Below are 16,065 nucleotides of genomic sequence, written 5' to 3'. Positions count from 1 at the left end.
ATTAGTCTTTAAAATATTCTTGCATACAAGGTTTGACTTCTTGTATAGAAAGTGAAAATGCAATTTGACACGCACTCTCTTGCAAAGACAAAAGCCAATCTTTGCGTAAAGGATCAAGCTCAATGATGCGCAAACCTAGCTCTTTAGCAAACATTTCTACTCGTGATTTTGCAAATTGTGGTTGAATAAAAACAGCTTTGAGATTGTGTCCTTTAGCTTGCGTGATAAGCGCAACTAATTCTTTGCCTTTGAGTTCTTTGCCATTATGTTCTAAGCTTAGCTCTTGCACACCAAACTCTGCACTCCAATAGGCAAATGTAGGGTGATAGGTAATAAAACTTTTTTGAGCTTTAGGTGAAGCTAAAAGTGTGGCAGTGCGTTTTTGTATGTTTTTAAGTTTTGCTATAAGTTCTTGAGCATTTTTTTGAAAAATATGTGAATGCGATGTATCAATCTTGCCCAAAATATCTGCTATAAGCAAAATGCGAGGCTGCAAGGTTTGGAGAGAAAGCCAAATATGAGGATTATGTGTGTGGGCGTGATGAGTTTGGGAAGATTGTTCATCTATAAGGCTATGATAAATAAGCGAGGGATTAGTATTTTTAAATCGCTTCAGCCAAGCAGATTCAAAGGGCATTCCAACGCCAAAAAAGACTTGTGCATTTTGGATATGTCTCATTTGTGTGAAGCTTGGCTCATACATTTCAGGTGATTTGCCCACACTTACAAGCACTTCTACTTTGACATATTCACCACCGATATATTCAAGCATTTCTTTTTGTGGCAACACACTCACAAGCACTTTGATGGGCGAAATTTCCTTGCCAAATATAGTGATAATGCACAAGCATAGGGCTATGATAATTTTCATTGACGCCCTTTTATCTTTTCTGCAAGCTGTGAAAGGTCAGACATAGCTTGGATTCTATCAATGAGTAAATCAGATTGTGCAAAAAATCCATTATGTTCATCTCCTGCATACAAGGAAGTAATGACAACTCCACCAAGCATATTTTCATATCTTTTGCCTGTGGTTACGCTCCACGCGCTATGTGCGACAATGGCTTTACCTTGATATGTTCCAATATAGAGCATAATATGTCCTTGTAGCCAAAGAATGCTTTGATAAGGTGTGGCATTGGCAATAATAAAGGCTTCTTTCTCCTTGCGATTAAATTTGCTTAAATCAATTTGATTTTTACCATAATAGACTTGAGCTTTAGAATTTCGCGGGAGATGTAAGCCAAATCGCGCAAAAATATCGCGGATAAAGGCTGAACAATCACGACTTTCTAAGAATCCACCCCAACCATATTTTTGTCCCATCATTGCATTAATTGTTGAAGCAATAGCTTGAGAATCTAGTTTTCTTGGGAAAGATTTAGCCTTTTCGGGTGAGATAAAGCTTTGCTCTCTTTGAGCTTTGCCATTGGGTAAGCGCGCATATATTGCAATACCAACGCTTTGCTTAAGCTGTGTGCCATATACAGGAAAAATCTGTCCAATACGCGCTTGAGTGATGAAGTTTTGATGAGAATCAACCAAGGGAATCTTATCAATAGTAGGGCTTACATAATGTGTGTAGTCTTGTATTTCTTTTACTTGCTCTTGAGTGAGTGTGGCGAGATGTTGAGATTCTATCCAGCCATAAACAAAGCTAGATTGAATATGCACCCATTGTTTATCTTTGCTTGTATGTGTAATAAGCACAGGTGTGTTGGCAAAGATAAGGGAATTTTGCCACCTATCAAATGGATAGCCATTTGGCTTATTAAATAAAGGCTTGTTTGTAGGCACTGCACGCACTGAAGTTGTAGTGGTGATAATGGCTTTTTGATTTTGGTTTGGGTAAGTGCTAAGATTCATAGAATCTATGAGTTCTTTTGCTTCTTGCGCACTTATTTCTTGGAGATTCTCACCATAGCTTTTTATTTTGCCTTTGTCTGTGGCGATATTTTGGAGTGAGGGAAGAATCCAAAACACTTCGTTTTTCTTTGGATTTGGCTTTTGCTGCCAAGGGGAAAAATATTTTTGCAAATAATCTTTTTTAAAGGACAAAAGAGCCTTATCATCGTATTTAGATTTTATCTCTTTATCTGTGGGGAGATAAAAAAGTGCATCTTGGGGAAAGCTTTGCAAATCTTTGACTTGAGCACTTGGGATAATTTTATCCGCACAAGCATTTAAACCCAAAGCAAAAAGAACAGCAAATATGATATGGCAGGATTTCATTTACAGCTTCCTCTGCTGAAAAATATGAATGAGATTTAAGATAGCACTCTCATCGTAGCCAATAATGAGACTTTCATCACTTGTAATAATGGGACGTTTAAGGAGCATAGGCACAGCAAAGAGCGTATCAATTTGTATTTGAAGTGTAGAATCTAATATCGTATCAGCAATTTTTCCATCTTTTTTGAGATTTTTATAGGTTGTGCCTTTGGTATTAAGCACGATTTTTATGCCTTTTTGTTCAATCCATAGGGCGAGTTGTTCTCTACTTGGCGTGTGAGTTTTTAAGTCTATAAATGTAAAGGGGATTGAGTGTTTTTCAAGGAGTATGATTGCTTTTTTGACACTTCCGCAAGTTTTGATTCCATAGAGTGTGATTGTCATATTTATCCTTTTATTCTTTTGTGGAGGGAGTATTATAGGGAGATTCTATCACAGGATAGTGTATAGAGAGTAGATTATGCACACAAAGATATATCATTTGATATATGCGTTCAAAACCCTCCATATCTTTATAAGTATAGGGGTCAGGAATATCTGCTCCTTTTAATCCAAATTCACCAAGCTTTTTGACCTTTGCCTTATCAAAGCCAAGTGCGAGTAAATCAGCATAATTACTCTTATCAAGGGCAATAATCAAATCAAATGTATCATCAGCATACACACTGACGCGTCTGCCTCGTAAATCATCAATGCTAAATCCGTGCTTTTTAGCTATATAACGCGAACCAGCACAGGGTTCTTCATCAATATGCCACCCGCTAGTCCCTGCAGAATCTAGCTCTATATTGAGATGATGTTGTTGTGTGATATGTCGTGCTATGCCTTGAGCCAAAGGAGAGCGGCAAATATTGCCTAAACACACAAAAAGTATGCTTTGGAGAGGTTTGGGAGATTTCATAGCACTGCCTTTGCGTTGATATAAAGATGAGAGGGCGTTTTGGCGTGGAGAATAAACTGCAAAGGTGATTGATTAGGGCGAGATTGGTTAGGATAAAATAAAGGTTGGCTAAATTCAAAAATAGCAAAATCCACATTTTTACCCTCACTTAGTGTGCCATTATTGAGTCCCAAAGCCTTTGCTCCATAGAGTGTGGCACTTAAAAGTAATGATTTGGCAAGAGCAAGTATATCCTCTTGAGGATACGCATAGAGGCTGACGCGTAATTCATCAAGAAGATTGACATTATTATTTGAGCTTTTGCCATCTGTGCCAAGCGCAAGAGGGATTTGTTTATTATGTAAATGAGAGCGCGAAAAAAAGGCATTGTTTAAAAGGCGATTACTACGAGGGCAAGTGATGATAGAGGCTTGTAACGATTCTATGCTTTTTGCTTCTTCTTCTTTTATATGTAAGCAATGCGTAAGTGAAAGTGGCGTATCTCTAAGGGGAGAGAGCATATCTAAAAAACTTTGAGGCGAGTAAAAGCTTTGTGGATTCTCAATATGAAAGAATCTTTGAAAAAATGTTTTAAAATATCCGCTATTTTGGGTAAGCCATTCTCGCTCGTGTGCGGATTCTAAAAAATGTGTTGAAAGTGGTAGTTTGTCTTTGGCGGCTATGTCTATGAGTTTTTGTGCCATTATCGGGTGAAGTGAATAGGGTGAATGCAATGCAATAGCAGGGGTAAAAGTAGGAGAGCTAAGGTTTTTGGCATTATTTAATCGCTCTAGCATATTGGCATAGAGAAAATCAATAGCACTTGGATTGCTTCCTATGGCTTCATTAAAATATACCACACGCAAGGGGCTTAGAGCAAGTGCAGACATATCATAGCCATAGCTGCTCACTGCCCCCACACTTCCTACACCTGCGTTTATTTGCTCGTTTATGCCTTGTGTCAGTATAGATTCAAAATAAGTATTTTGAATATGTAAAACCTCATCACGTGAATCCATTAGGCTATCAAGCCAAGTGCCAAAATCTCCATAACAAAATTGTGCAAAATGTGCGCCAAATTCAAAATGTATATGAGCATTAATGAGTGCGGGAAGAAGAACACCTTGAGGAAAAAACTGCATTTTTGCATTAGGAAATTGTGAGCATAATGTATCGTATTCGCCCACAGCCAATATTTTATCTACATTTTCTTCAAAGGCAATCCCACCATTATGCACAATAGAAAAATGTTCATCACAGATAAATGCTTCTCTCGCCCCCCAAATATGCAACATTAGTTAGCCTTAGGGGCTTGTGAGATATTTATATCAAGTTTATTATAGGGAATCTCAATGCCATTCTTATCAAGGTTTGTTTTGATAGATTCTAATACCTTGCTTTGTGTATTAATGATGCCATATTCAAGTTTTACCCAAAAACGAAGCGTAAAATTTAAAGAGCTTGAAGCAAGTTCGGTTAAGCCAATAAAATATGGCTGCTCTAAATCCACTTCAGGAGTAGATTGGAGGACTTCAATGATGATATTTTTTACAGATTCTATATCACTTTCATATCCCACGCCAATGATAAGCTCAATGCGTCTTTGGTCATTGTAGGTTGTGTTAATAATATTTGCAGTTGCCATATTGCTATTGGGGATAATGGCGAATTTGCCGTCATTTAAGCGGAGATTGGTTGTAAAAAGATTGATAGCTTCAACATTACCGATTAAACCACTCACTTCAATTAAATCACCTCGTTTAAAAGGACGAAGAATAATAAGTACAATACCGCTTGCAACTGACGAGAGAGAATCTTTAAGCCCAAGTGCAATCGCTACGCCCGCAGTGCCTAACACAGCGATAATAGAGTTTGTTTGCACACCCATAGTGCCAAGCGCTGCGATAATCATCACCACGAGTGAGAGAATAAAAATGATTTGCGCAATGAAACGCGCAAGTATTTCATCTTTTTTTGCAATAGCTTTACGGACTTTATTTCCTATAAAACGCGAGGCATAATAGCCCACGATAAGGATAAGTGTAGCTTTTAAAAGTCCGATGCCAAATTGTTCAAGTTGTGGGAGAAAGTTTATAAGATAATCTTTAATTTCTTGCATTATGATTCCTTAGTATGTGGAGTATAAAGCGTTTCATTGCTTAAAAATGCTTCAATTTTACCATAAAGTTTATGCTGATGATATGGCGAGAAAGTGTCATTTAATGTAAAATGTGCGTGAGGATTGACAATAAAGAGTTCAGCGATTTTACCCTTTTGCAATGCACCTTTATTAAGGCTAAGAATCTGTGCAGGAGTGTAACTTGTAAGCTGTGAAATAAGCGGTAGTGAAATATCATAGCTTTTATGCAAATAAGTATAAAGCAGTGAAAAATACACTTCAAGCGCATCTACCCCGAAGCTCGCTAACTCAAAAACTTGGTCTTTTTTGGAGTTAAAATCTGCACATTGAAGACTTGTGAGCGTGTCAATATGTCCATTTTGTAGCATTTCAATGAGTTGAGATTGAGCATTTTTATCCACAAGTGGCGGATTGAGCTTGGCTGCTGTATTGTAGTTTTCACATAAACCCTCATCTAAAATAAGGTGATGAATGGAAGTTTGAGTGAAAAATTGTGGATTTTCTGTAAATTGCATAGAATCTTTGTTGTAAGTAGCTTTAAAGGATTGGAGTATTTCAAAACTACGCGGATAAACTAAAGTATCAAAAATAAGCTTAATTGGCACATTTTTAAACATTTCAGCAATCTTAGCAACTTCTTTGGTTTGGCTATATGCAGGGATAGAAGGAAGCCCAAGCGAAGCACTTAAAATTCCCTCATTCATCACGCCATCAGCCACAGATTTATCCTGACAAAAGCATATGAGCGGTATATGAAGCATTTGTGCATATTGAGCAATACTCATAAGATTGTGTGCATCAATATCGCTTCGTGTGAAAATCGCTTTTCCACCATTGTTATGTAATGTGCTAATATCGCTTAATTTACCTTGAGAATCAAGCGGATTAATAGCAGGCAATAAATGAATAGGGGATTCTTTATTGAGGCTTTTAATGAGTTCAATAGAGCCATTTTCACTACAAGAAGGACTTGTATGGGGGTAGAGCAAAATGCTACCTACTCCTCCCTTTAAAGCTTTTTGTGCAAGTGCGAGGAGATTCTTGCGTGAGAGAGAAAGGCTCTTTGGTGCAATATTAAGATCAATCATTGCGGGGAATAAAAGTTTATCCTCCACATCGTATATGTTTTCATCTTTTAGGGCTTGGAGTGAGCCAATATCTGTGATAAAGCCATTTTGTGTGCGCAAATCAGCTTTTTTTATGCCTTGATAATCGCAAAGTGTCGCATTTTTAAAAAGCATTTCAGCCTCCTTAAGAAAATAAAAAGAGCAAAAAATCGGTTTTTTGCACAATAATGAGCATACCAATGAGTATAAGCAATAGCCCCGAAATAATTTCTATCACTCTTAAAAAGGGAGTAAGTTTTTTCAGGAGATTTAATCCCGCATCAACAAAAACTGCTACAAGCAAAAATGCTAAACCCAATCCTGCAGAATAGCATATCATAAGCCAAAGTGCATATGAGGGATTAAGAAGTGAGAGAGTAAGGATTGAGGTGAGGATAGGACCAACACACGGACTCCAACCGATACTAAAACCAACTCCAAGTACAAAAGGAGAAAGAAATCCAAAACGTGCAAAGTTCAAATCATATTGAATGCTTTTGTATAAAAAATGAAGCCTAAAGGGAAATAAAAAATGTATCCCAAAAATAATGATAATTCCTCCTGCAATATAATGCATCCACGATGAAATAAGAAAAGTGCCAAATGCTGTTGAGGCGAAAATTCCTAATGTGATAAATACAAAAGAAAATCCAGCAATAAAAAGTAATGAAGTAAAAACAATATGAGATTTGTGTGCAGTATTTTTGCTATGTAAATCACGGATACTTACGCCAGAGATATAAGAAATATAAGGGGGGATAAGGGGTAAAATACAAGGGCTTAAAAAGGTGAGGATTCCAGCGAGGAAACTCGCTCCAAAAGGCATATTATTATAGAGTATCATTAGGGCATTTTCAAGATTCACCTTTATCCTTTATCCTTTGAATGTGGTGTATTATATCTAAGTGCAATAATATTTTTGTAAATTTCAATTTTAAAAGAGCAAAAATCTGTTATAATCGGGCTTTAAAATTCCAAATCAATAAAAATTGGGATACTTCACTTATGCAAGGCAAAATGAATGGATAACGATTCTCGCACGCAACAATCAGAAGAGTCCCCAAGTGCAGTAGCGAAACAAGGGTTAAAATTAAAACATAAACAAAATGAACAAAGTTTTGATACATTTGGGCTTAAAGATTTTGTATTAAAGGGTATTAAAGAAGCAGGATTTAGTACACCTAGTCCAGTGCAAGCTCAAAGCATACCCATTATTTTACAAGGCAAAGACCTCATTGCACAGGCTCAAACAGGTACGGGCAAAACAGCTGCGTTTGCTATACCTATTCTTAATGCCTTAAATCGCAATAAAGACATTGAAGCACTTATTATCACTCCTACAAGAGAACTTGCTATGCAAATTAGCGAAGAGATTCTTAAATTAGGGCGGTTTGGGCGAATTAGGACGATTTGTATGTATGGAGGACAGAGTATTAAACGGCAATGTGATTTACTTGAAAAAAAACCTAAAGCAATGGTGGCTACACCCGGGAGGTTACTTGATCACTTGCAAAATGGTAGAATCGCGCATTTTTCACCTCAAATTGTTGTGCTTGATGAGAGTGATGAAATGCTTGATATGGGCTTTTTAGATGATATTGAGGAAATTTTCAAATTTTTGCCCAATACGCGTCAGACTTTACTTTTTTCAGCTACTATGCCAGAGCCTATTAAAGCTTTAGCAATGAAAATACTTAATGAACCTGCTTTTGTAAAAATTACTCCCACAGATGTTACAAATCAAGATATTGAACAGCAGTATTATATTATCAATGAGGGTGAACGTGATGAAGCGATCGTGCGCTTAATTGAAACACAAAACCCTACAAAAAGCATTATTTTTACGCGTATGAAAAAAGAGGCTGATGCGTTAGCTATAAGACTTGCAAATCGTGGATTTAAAGCCATAGCCTTGCACGGAGATATGGAGCAGTGGGATAGACGAGAAGCGATTAAAGCTTTTAGAGAAAATAAAATTGAAATTCTTGTTGCCACCGATGTTGCATCTCGTGGATTAGACATAAGTGATGTAAGTCACGTGTTTAATTATCATATACCGCTCAATCCAGAGAGCTATGTGCATCGCATAGGACGCACAGGACGCGCAGGTAAAAAGGGGGTGGCAGTTACCCTTGCCACACCGCTTGAATATAAAGATTTAAGTAAGATTAAGCAAATTACTAAAGCTAAACTCAAACTTTGTGAAATAGCGCAAGAATATAGTGATGACGCATTTTCACAAGAACTTTCACACATAAAGATTAACGATAAATCGGTGGCTATTTATGAAAAACTCAAAGACAAAATAGATACTACGCAGCTTTGCCTTAAACTTATTTCACTGCATTTAGAAAAAAACAGCACATTTAAAATTGGTTTGAGTAAAGAACAAATAGCTAAGCTAGAAGAAAGCTATGAAAGTGAGCAACCTAAAAAATCTAATAAAAAATTTACAGGGAATACACGCAATGTTACTAAAAACAATGCGCGGGGTAGTAAAGGGAATAAAAGTAATAGGCGATATGATAATATTGATAAAAGTCAACCCTACACAGATAGCATTTGGGGGTAAATATTGAAATTATTACAGAATCTCATTATTCTAAATGTCATCAATTTGAGTTTGGTATGGGGTATTGATTTTACTCCAGCACCTGTTTCCTCTCATAGTTTTGGAAGTCTCAATATTGGTTGGTTGCATTCTACTATCACAGGTGTGCAAAGCAATGAAGTGTTACAAGATTATAAAAGCACTCGCAATGCAATGCTTTTTGGCTTAAAACGAGGCTTGATACTCACAGAGCAAAAAAACTTGCTTCTTAATGCGTGGATTGATGGGAGCGCAGGTCGTGAAAATAAAAATGGATTATATAATTTTTCTTTAGGTGGGCAAATTGGGTATAGATTCTTTGGTGGGCGAGTAATTGCGTTTGTTGGCGGAGGATTTGAAATGGGTAATCTTGCTATGGCAGATCCTAAAGAACAATACAATATTTATGGTGGTATTGCGCGTGCGGAGATGTTTGTTGATATAGCGCAAGGCTATGGTTTAAGTGTGGGTTATACGCGTGGATTTAATGAAAAAAGTAAGAAGTTGCTTGGAGAACATTTTGATACACAATCATTTTATGTGAGTATAAGCTATTATGATTTTAGTCTTTAAGTTTATTTATATATGAACTAAAAGCGCATTGCAAAAACAATCTGTGCCCCTCCTCTCATATCTTTTAATGGCATAATAAAACTTTGAGTTTCATTTTTGTTTTTTATTCCTATTGCTTTTGCTAATCCTAAATCTTTCAAAATAAATCCAACAGGGTCCATAAGAAGTAAAACGCTTTTGCCAAGAAAGCGTGAGCCAAGAATCGTGTCGTGATTATTATGAATATGCAGTGAGGTTTGGTAAAATAATTCACCAAACATTGAACCAATAGCGGGAGTAACAATTAAATCTTGCCACGATGGTATTTCGGCAAATGCTTCAACACCATATTCCCAAAAAAGAGCAGAGGCAAGAACACTATAAAGTGCAGATACATTCCAGCTATATCCTGCAACACGAGGCTGCATATAATATACTGCGCCCCAATAAGGGTGTGTAACCCAATTTAAAAACCAATCATCAGCATCCACCACTGGTCCTTGTGATATTTTCCTTGTCCAATTCTTGCCAAGATTGTTGATTTCATCTTTGTTCCAATTTGTTACACTCTCGGGCATAAGATAAAGCACACCAGCACTTATGAGTGTTCCACCAAGTATAATGCCCGAACTTGTAGCCAAATATGCAAATTTATTTTGTGGCTCATAATATTGATATTGTTGCGAATCTAATAAGGTATTAGATTCTGTATATGATTCTAGTTTATCGTATTCTAAAGGAGGGATTTGTGTGCTCCAAGAATTACAAACCAAACATATATTTAAAAGTATAAATTTAAAATTAGAACCAAATGTAAAATTCATCTCTCTATCTTTATCATTTTGAATATTGAAATAATATTATATCTTAAGATTTTAAAGCTATAATCTTTTTAGATATTTCTTGCCTATAAAATTATAAGGAGAATGGTATGAAAAAAATGTTTTTAATCATTGGTGCGCCCGGTTCGGGAAAGACCACAGATGCACAGATTATTGCAAGAGATAATGCAGATTCTATCGTGCATTATTCTACGGGAGATTTATTACGCGAAGAAGTCGCAAGCGGGAGTGAATATGGCAAAACTATTGATAGTTTTATCAGCAAAGGCAATCTTGTTCCGCTTGATATTGTAGTTGGCACGATTATTAATGCCATAGCAAATGCGCCCAAAGATATTATCATCATTGATGGCTATCCTCGCAGTGTAGAGCAAATGGAAGCTCTTGATGAGAAGCTTAAGGCACAAAATCAGGTGCAATTAGTGAGTGTAATAGAAGTTGAAGTAAGCGAATCTGTCGCAAGAGAGAGGGTGTTAGGACGAGCAAGAGGTGCAGATGATAATGTAGAGGTATTTAATAATCGTATGCAAGTATATCTTAGCCCACTTAAGGATATTGAGACATTTTATAGTAAGCAGGGAGTGCTTCATAAAATTAATGGTGAGCGTATGATTGAGGAAATTGTAAGTGAAATGGAAAGCTTTATTAAAGGAAAAATGTAATACCTAAAATAATGTTTTAAAATTATATTTTTCATTTTTATTTTGTTTGAAACTTAAAAGAGATAGAATCCACACTTTAATTCTAAATGAAAGTAGAGAATCATTATCTATGCAAAATATACGGAATATCGCAGTTATAGCGCACGTTGATCACGGCAAAACGACTTTAGTAGATGGGCTACTCACTCAATCTGGCACTTTTGGGGAGAGGGAACAAATTGATGAACGCGTTATGGATTCTAATGATTTAGAAAGAGAGCGAGGCATTACGATTCTTTCAAAAAATACTGCTATCAATTACAAAGGCACAAAAATAAATATCATTGACACGCCCGGACACGCAGATTTTGGTGGAGAGGTAGAGCGGGTGCTTAAAATGGTTGATGGCGTGCTCCTGCTTGTAGATGCACAAGAAGGTGTTATGCCTCAAACAAAATTTGTTGTGAAAAAAGCACTTGGTTTTGGAATCCGCCCCATTGTGGTAGTGAATAAAATTGATAAACCTGCCGCCGAACCTCATAGGGTGATTGATGAAGTGTTTGATTTGTTTGTAGCAATGGGTGCGAGCGATGAACAGCTAGATTTTCCTGTGATTTATGCTGCTGCGCGAGATGGTTATGCAATTAAAGAATTAGAAGATGAAAAGAAAAACCTTGAACCTCTTTTTGAGGCAATTTTAGAATATGTGCCATTGCCAAGCGGTGCAAAAGAGAATCCTTTGCAAATGCAAGTATTCACACTTGATTATGATAACTATGTGGGAAAAATTGGCATTGCTCGTGTATTTAATGGTTGCATAAAAAAGGGTGAGAATGTAATGCTCGCTAAAAGCGATGGTGAGAAAGAAACCGGACGCATAAGTAAGCTCATTGGATTTATGGGATTGGCACGCACAGAGATAGAATCTGCCCAAGCAGGAGATATTGTTGCTATTGCTGGTTTTAATGCAGTTGATGTTGGAGATTCTATCGTATGTCCTAGCAATCCTATGCCACTTGATCCTATGCACCTTGAAGAGCCCACAATGAGTGTGTATTTTGCAGTTAATGATAGTCCTTTAGCGGGGTTAGAGGGCAAACACGTAACAGCAAATAAAATTAAAGATAGGCTCTTAAAAGAAATGCAAACTAACATTGCTATGCGCTGTGAGGAAATGGGTGAGGGAAAATTCAAGGTGAGTGGGCGAGGAGAGTTGCAAATCACCATTTTGGCAGAGAATCTACGCCGCGAGGGCTTTGAGTTTAGTATTTCGCGTCCTGAAGTGATTATCAAAGAAGAAAATGGAGTGAAATGCGAACCTTTTGAGCATTTAGTCATTGATACGCCACAAGATTGTAGTGGAAGTATTATTGAAAAACTTGGCAAACGCAAAGCTGAAATGAAAGCTATGAATCCTATGGGCGATGGCTATACAAGATTAGAGTTTGAGATTCCAGCGCGTGGGCTTATTGGTTATCGTAGTGAGTTTTTGACAGATACAAAGGGTGAGGGGATTATGAATCATAGTTTTTTAGAATTTCGTCCCTTTAGCGGTAGTGTAGAATCTCGTAAAAATGGCGCACTTGTGAGTATGGAAAATGGAGAAGCAACAGGTTTTTCACTTTTTAATATCCAAGAGCGCGGAGTGCTTTTTGTAACGCCGCAAACTAAAGTATATGTAGGAATGGTTATTGGTGAGCATAGTAGGGATAATGATTTAGATGTCAATCCCATTAAGGCAAAACATTTAACAAATATGCGCAGTAGTGGGGCTGATGAAGCGATTAAGCTTGTGCCACCAAGAGATTTAACACTAGAGAGAGCATTAGAATGGATAGAAGATGATGAAATACTTGAAGTAACGCCGCAAACTATTAGAATCCGCAAAAAGATTCTAGAGCCAAATATGCGCAAAAGAGCAAAAGCGAAATAAGTTGGTTTATCAAGGGGTGCTTATCACCCTTTTATTAAGCCAATGGCTTAAAACAAAACAAATGAGGAAAAGCTATGAATCCTTTTTTAGAATCAATTTATTTCCGTCATTCTTGCAAGCTTTTTGATGAGAATAAAAAAATCCCAAAAGAAATCTTTGAGGAAATTTTAGAAGTAGGGCGACTTGCTCCTAGTTCATTTGGTATGGAGCCTACAAGGCTGTTAGTTTTGCGCAGCGATGAAGCAAAAAAAGCATTGCGTCCGCTATGTTGGGACCAACCACAAATTACAAGTGCAAGTGAAGTAGTAGTGTTTAAAAGCTTGCAAAGCGATTTAGTGCCACCAAGTGAATATACTAAAGCTAATACTTTTAGACGCAAAATGGATTTAAGTGGATATGAGACTTTTTGCAATCGGTTAGGGAACTATCTTGTAGCGCGTGGATTTACTGATGAGAAAATTGCATATTGGAGTGCTTTGCAAGCCTATATTATGGCAACTTATATGGTGAGTTATGCAAGTTATCTTAAAATTGATACTTGCTATATTGAGGGCTTTGAGAAACGCAAAGTAGAGGAGCTTTATGGATTAGATTCTTTCAAAGAGCAAGTGAGTTTGATTGTATGTTTTGGTTATCGTGGCAAAGCACAGCAGCCGCGTTATAGAATCACACTTGATGAATTGGTTGAATACAAATAAGGGGGATAAATGCTAGACACAATCACGGTTACAAAGAGAAATGGGCGCATTGAGCCGCTCAATATTGCAAAGATTCAAAAACATACACAAGCGGCAGTAGAGGGATTAGAGGGAGTGAGTCAAAGTGAGCTAGAGGTTGATGCAAAGATTTTATTTAAAGATAAAATCACCACCGAAGAAATCCAACAAACGCTCATCAAAACAGCAGTAGATAAGATTGATGTAGATACACCAAATTGGAGTTTTGTCGCAGCACGATTATTTCTATATGATTTATACCATAAAGTAACAGGTTGGACAGGCTATAAAAAGCTTGAAGAATATTTTGAACAGGGAGAAAAAGAGGGTAAGCTCATCTCTGGTATTAAAGAAAAATATGATTTGACATTCTTAGATTCTCATATTAAGCCTGAACGTGATTTGCAATTTAATTATTTGGGCATTAAGACGCTTTATGATAGGTATTTATTAAAAGATAGCAATAATCGTCCCATTGAATTGCCCCAACATATGTTTATGGCAATTGCTATGTTTTTAGCACAAAATGAAAAAGATTGTAATGCTTGGGCAGTAAAATTTTATGATATGATTTCTTCGTTTGAGGTTATTTGTGCAACACCTACCCTTGCAAATGCTCGGACTACGCGTCATCAATTAAGTTCTTGTTTTGTAGGAAGCACACCTGATAATATTGAGGGAATCTTTGACGCTTATAAGGAAATGGCACTTTTGAGTAAATATGGAGGCGGTATAGGTTGGGATTTTAGCAGAGTGCGTGGGCTTGGAAGTTTCATTGATGGGCATAAAAATGCTGCTGGTGGTGTCGTGCCATTTTTAAAAATTGCTAATGATGTAGCAATTGCTGTTGATCAATTAGGCACACGAAAAGGCGCAATAGCTACTTATTTGGAGATTTGGCATAATGATATTCACGATTTTATTGACTTACGCAAAAATAGCGGTGAGGAACGCAGACGCACGCACGATTTATTTCCAGCTATTTGGATTTGTGATTTATTTATGAAGCGAGTAGAATCAAATGATTTTTGGACACTTTTTGACCCTTATGAATGCCCTGAACTCACTGAACTTTATGGAGAAGCCTTTGAAGCAAAATATCTTGAATATGAGAGCTCTGATAAGGTGCTTAAATCTCGCATTTTAGCTAAAGATTTATGGAAAAAGATTCTCACAAATTATTTTGAATCAGGCTTACCTTTTTTATGCTTTAAAGACAATGCAAATCGTGTAAATCCTAATGCTCACGCGGGAATTATCAGAAGTTCAAATCTATGCACAGAGATTTTTCAAAATACTAATCCTAATCATTATGTGGTGGAAGTGGAATTTGAAGATGGTTCAAAAGTGTTGTATGAAGAAAAAGAAGTAGTAAAACTTGATAATGGTATGTGTAAGAGGGCAAATAAAATTACAAGTGTGGATTGCATAAAGGGCAAGAAAGTGTTTATTACCTCGCGTATAGCACAAGGGGGAGCAACAGCAGTATGCAATCTTGCAAGCGTGAATCTAAGCAAAATAAACACCAAAGAAGATATTGAACGCGTCTTGCCTATTGCTATTAGAATGCTTGATAATGTGATTGATTTAAATTTTTATCCTAATCGTAAGGTTAAAGTTACAAATATGCAAAATCGTGCTATCGGGCTTGGAGTTATGGGTGAAGCAGAAATGCTTGCGCGCTCTCATATTGAATGGGGGAGTGAAGAGCATCTGATAAAGATTGATGAGATTATGGAGCTTGTGAGTTTTTATGCGATTGAATCAAGTGCAAATCTTGCGCAAGAAAAGGGTAAATATCCCCAATTTGAGGGCAGTAATTGGAGTAAGGGTATATTTCCTATTGATATGGCAAACAAAGAAGCTCTTAAGATTGTTGATAGAGGGGGGCTTTTTTCACAGCAATGCGATTGGGAATCTTTGAGGACAAAAGTAAAAGCACAAGGTATGCGTAATGGCTATTTGATGGCGATTGCACCCACAAGCTCAATTAGTATTTTGGTGGGCACGACTCAAACGATTGAGCCTGTGTATAGAAAAAAATGGTATGAGGAGAATCTAAGTGGGCTTATTCCTGTGGTTGTGCCTCACTTGAACCTTGATACTTGGAATTATTATGTTTCAGCGTATGATATTGAGCAAACTCATATTATCAAAGCAGCGGCTGTAAGGCAAAAATGGATAGACCAAGGGCAAAGCACAAATATTTTTGTGCGCCTTGATAAAGCAAGTGGCAAAATGCTTAATGATATTTATACGCTTGCGTGGAAATTGGGATTAAAAAGCACATATTATTTACGCTCTCAAAGTCCAGAAGCACAAGAGCAGATTATGGATAGAAGCGTAGAATGCGTGAATTGCCAATGACTTAGAATAAAAAGTAAAAGTGGTCTTAAGGAAGAGGATTCTAAGTTGTTTTGGTAACAAGTAGTA

Annotated in this window: 15 protein-coding genes; 6 read left to right on the top strand and 9 right to left on the bottom strand. The window is 37.0% G+C overall.

What is annotated here, in order from left to right:
• Position 1: 1 nt before the first annotated feature.
• From OQH61_RS02960 to OQH61_RS02925, 8 genes are read right to left on the bottom strand one after another with little or no spacing between them, the layout of a single operon-like run.
• Positions 2–871, bottom strand: coding sequence for a metal ABC transporter solute-binding protein, Zn/Mn family (locus OQH61_RS02960; RefSeq protein ID WP_266025787.1), 870 nt, complete (start codon positions 869–871; stop codon positions 2–4).
• Positions 868–2,232, bottom strand: a complete 1,365-nt coding sequence (locus OQH61_RS02955) for an NlpC/P60 family N-terminal domain-containing protein (protein ID WP_266025786.1) — start codon at positions 2,230–2,232, stop codon at positions 868–870. Before OQH61_RS02955 ends, OQH61_RS02960 begins: the two co-directional genes overlap by 4 nt.
• A complete protein-coding gene (locus OQH61_RS02950; RefSeq protein WP_266025785.1) occupies positions 2,233–2,616 on the bottom strand; it encodes an arsenate reductase family protein in 384 nt (127 codons plus the stop codon).
• A 10-nt stretch (positions 2,617–2,626) separates the two neighbouring features.
• Positions 2,627–3,133: a low molecular weight protein-tyrosine-phosphatase gene (locus OQH61_RS02945; RefSeq protein ID WP_266025784.1), complete on the bottom strand. Its 507-nt coding sequence runs from the start codon at positions 3,131–3,133 to the stop codon at positions 2,627–2,629.
• Positions 3,130–4,407: a metal-dependent hydrolase gene (locus OQH61_RS02940; RefSeq protein ID WP_266025783.1), complete on the bottom strand. Its 1,278-nt coding sequence runs from the start codon at positions 4,405–4,407 to the stop codon at positions 3,130–3,132. Before OQH61_RS02940 ends, OQH61_RS02945 begins: the two co-directional genes overlap by 4 nt.
• Positions 4,407–5,231 (bottom strand): small-conductance mechanosensitive channel MscS, encoded by an 825-nt coding sequence (gene mscS, locus OQH61_RS02935; RefSeq protein ID WP_266025782.1) that lies wholly within the window; start codon positions 5,229–5,231, stop codon positions 4,407–4,409. Before mscS ends, OQH61_RS02940 begins: the two co-directional genes overlap by 1 nt.
• Complete coding sequence (locus tag OQH61_RS02930; protein WP_266025781.1) at positions 5,231–6,493, bottom strand: metal-dependent hydrolase; 1,263 nt, start codon at positions 6,491–6,493, stop codon at positions 5,231–5,233. Before OQH61_RS02930 ends, mscS begins: the two co-directional genes overlap by 1 nt.
• Positions 6,494–6,503: 10 nt before the next feature.
• Positions 6,504–7,223, bottom strand: a complete 720-nt coding sequence (locus OQH61_RS02925) for a cytochrome c biogenesis CcdA family protein (protein ID WP_266025780.1) — start codon at positions 7,221–7,223, stop codon at positions 6,504–6,506.
• A 156-nt stretch (positions 7,224–7,379) separates the two neighbouring features.
• On the opposite strand from OQH61_RS02925, the gene OQH61_RS02920 reads away from it, so the two are divergent.
• Positions 7,380–8,930 (top strand): DEAD/DEAH box helicase, encoded by a 1,551-nt coding sequence (locus OQH61_RS02920; protein WP_266025779.1) that lies wholly within the window; start codon positions 7,380–7,382, stop codon positions 8,928–8,930.
• Between the two features lie 3 nt (positions 8,931–8,933).
• The gene (locus OQH61_RS02915; RefSeq protein WP_266025778.1) at positions 8,934–9,521 is read left to right on the top strand and encodes a hypothetical protein; all 588 of its coding nucleotides are present in this window, start codon (positions 8,934–8,936) and stop codon (positions 9,519–9,521) included.
• A 17-nt stretch (positions 9,522–9,538) separates the two neighbouring features.
• Here the strand turns inward: OQH61_RS02915 and OQH61_RS02910 are convergent, their stop codons facing one another.
• Positions 9,539–10,324 (bottom strand): DUF3943 domain-containing protein, encoded by a 786-nt coding sequence (locus tag OQH61_RS02910; RefSeq protein WP_266025777.1) that lies wholly within the window; start codon positions 10,322–10,324, stop codon positions 9,539–9,541.
• 107 nt (positions 10,325–10,431) lie between these two features.
• Here OQH61_RS02910 and OQH61_RS02905 point away from each other — a divergent pair, with 107 nt between their 5' ends.
• The 4 genes from OQH61_RS02905 (at position 10,432) to OQH61_RS02890 (ending at position 15,999) form a co-directional block, all read left to right on the top strand.
• Positions 10,432–11,004 carry an adenylate kinase gene (locus OQH61_RS02905; protein WP_266025776.1) on the top strand — a complete coding sequence of 191 codons (573 nt, stop codon included), beginning with the start codon at positions 10,432–10,434 and terminating at the stop codon, positions 11,002–11,004.
• A gap of 109 nt (positions 11,005–11,113) precedes the next feature.
• Positions 11,114–12,916, top strand: coding sequence for a translational GTPase TypA (typA, locus tag OQH61_RS02900; protein ID WP_266025775.1), 1,803 nt, complete (start codon positions 11,114–11,116; stop codon positions 12,914–12,916).
• Positions 12,917–12,990: 74 nt separating this feature from the next.
• Positions 12,991–13,614 (top strand): NAD(P)H-dependent oxidoreductase, encoded by a 624-nt coding sequence (locus tag OQH61_RS02895; protein ID WP_266025774.1) that lies wholly within the window; start codon positions 12,991–12,993, stop codon positions 13,612–13,614.
• 9 nt (positions 13,615–13,623) lie between these two features.
• Positions 13,624–15,999: a ribonucleoside-diphosphate reductase subunit alpha gene (locus OQH61_RS02890; RefSeq protein WP_266025773.1), complete on the top strand. Its 2,376-nt coding sequence runs from the start codon at positions 13,624–13,626 to the stop codon at positions 15,997–15,999.
• Positions 16,000–16,065: the final 66 nt, after the last annotated feature.

Origin of the sequence: Helicobacter sp. MIT 21-1697 (assembly GCF_026241255.1) — a bacterium.
Classification (GTDB): Bacteria; Campylobacterota; Campylobacteria; order Campylobacterales; family Helicobacteraceae; genus Helicobacter_C.
The sequence above is the reverse complement of the archived record's forward strand: the minus strand, read 5'-3'. Positions and strand labels throughout refer to the sequence as shown.

Excerpts from the sequence above, each read along its gene's own strand:
- OQH61_RS02960 (WP_266025787.1), bottom strand. The coding sequence starts at position 871 with ATGAAAATTATCATAGCCCTATGCTTGTGCATTATCACTATATTTGGC.
- OQH61_RS02955 (WP_266025786.1), bottom strand. The coding sequence starts at position 2,232 with ATGAAATCCTGCCATATCATATTTGCTGTTCTTTTTGCTTTGGGTTTA.
- OQH61_RS02950 (WP_266025785.1), bottom strand. The coding sequence starts at position 2,616 with ATGACAATCACACTCTATGGAATCAAAACTTGCGGAAGTGTCAAAAAA.
- OQH61_RS02945 (WP_266025784.1), bottom strand. The coding sequence starts at position 3,133 with ATGAAATCTCCCAAACCTCTCCAAAGCATACTTTTTGTGTGTTTAGGC.
- OQH61_RS02940 (WP_266025783.1), bottom strand. The coding sequence starts at position 4,407 with ATGTTGCATATTTGGGGGGCGAGAGAAGCATTTATCTGTGATGAACAT.
- mscS (WP_266025782.1), bottom strand. The coding sequence starts at position 5,231 with ATGCAAGAAATTAAAGATTATCTTATAAACTTTCTCCCACAACTTGAA.
- OQH61_RS02930 (WP_266025781.1), bottom strand. The coding sequence starts at position 6,493 with ATGCTTTTTAAAAATGCGACACTTTGCGATTATCAAGGCATAAAAAAA.
- OQH61_RS02920 (WP_266025779.1), top strand. The coding sequence starts at position 7,380 with ATGGATAACGATTCTCGCACGCAACAATCAGAAGAGTCCCCAAGTGCA.
- OQH61_RS02910 (WP_266025777.1), bottom strand. The coding sequence starts at position 10,324 with ATGAATTTTACATTTGGTTCTAATTTTAAATTTATACTTTTAAATATA.
- OQH61_RS02905 (WP_266025776.1), top strand. The coding sequence starts at position 10,432 with ATGAAAAAAATGTTTTTAATCATTGGTGCGCCCGGTTCGGGAAAGACC.
- typA (WP_266025775.1), top strand. The coding sequence starts at position 11,114 with ATGCAAAATATACGGAATATCGCAGTTATAGCGCACGTTGATCACGGC.
- OQH61_RS02895 (WP_266025774.1), top strand. The coding sequence starts at position 12,991 with ATGAATCCTTTTTTAGAATCAATTTATTTCCGTCATTCTTGCAAGCTT.
- OQH61_RS02890 (WP_266025773.1), top strand. The coding sequence starts at position 13,624 with ATGCTAGACACAATCACGGTTACAAAGAGAAATGGGCGCATTGAGCCG.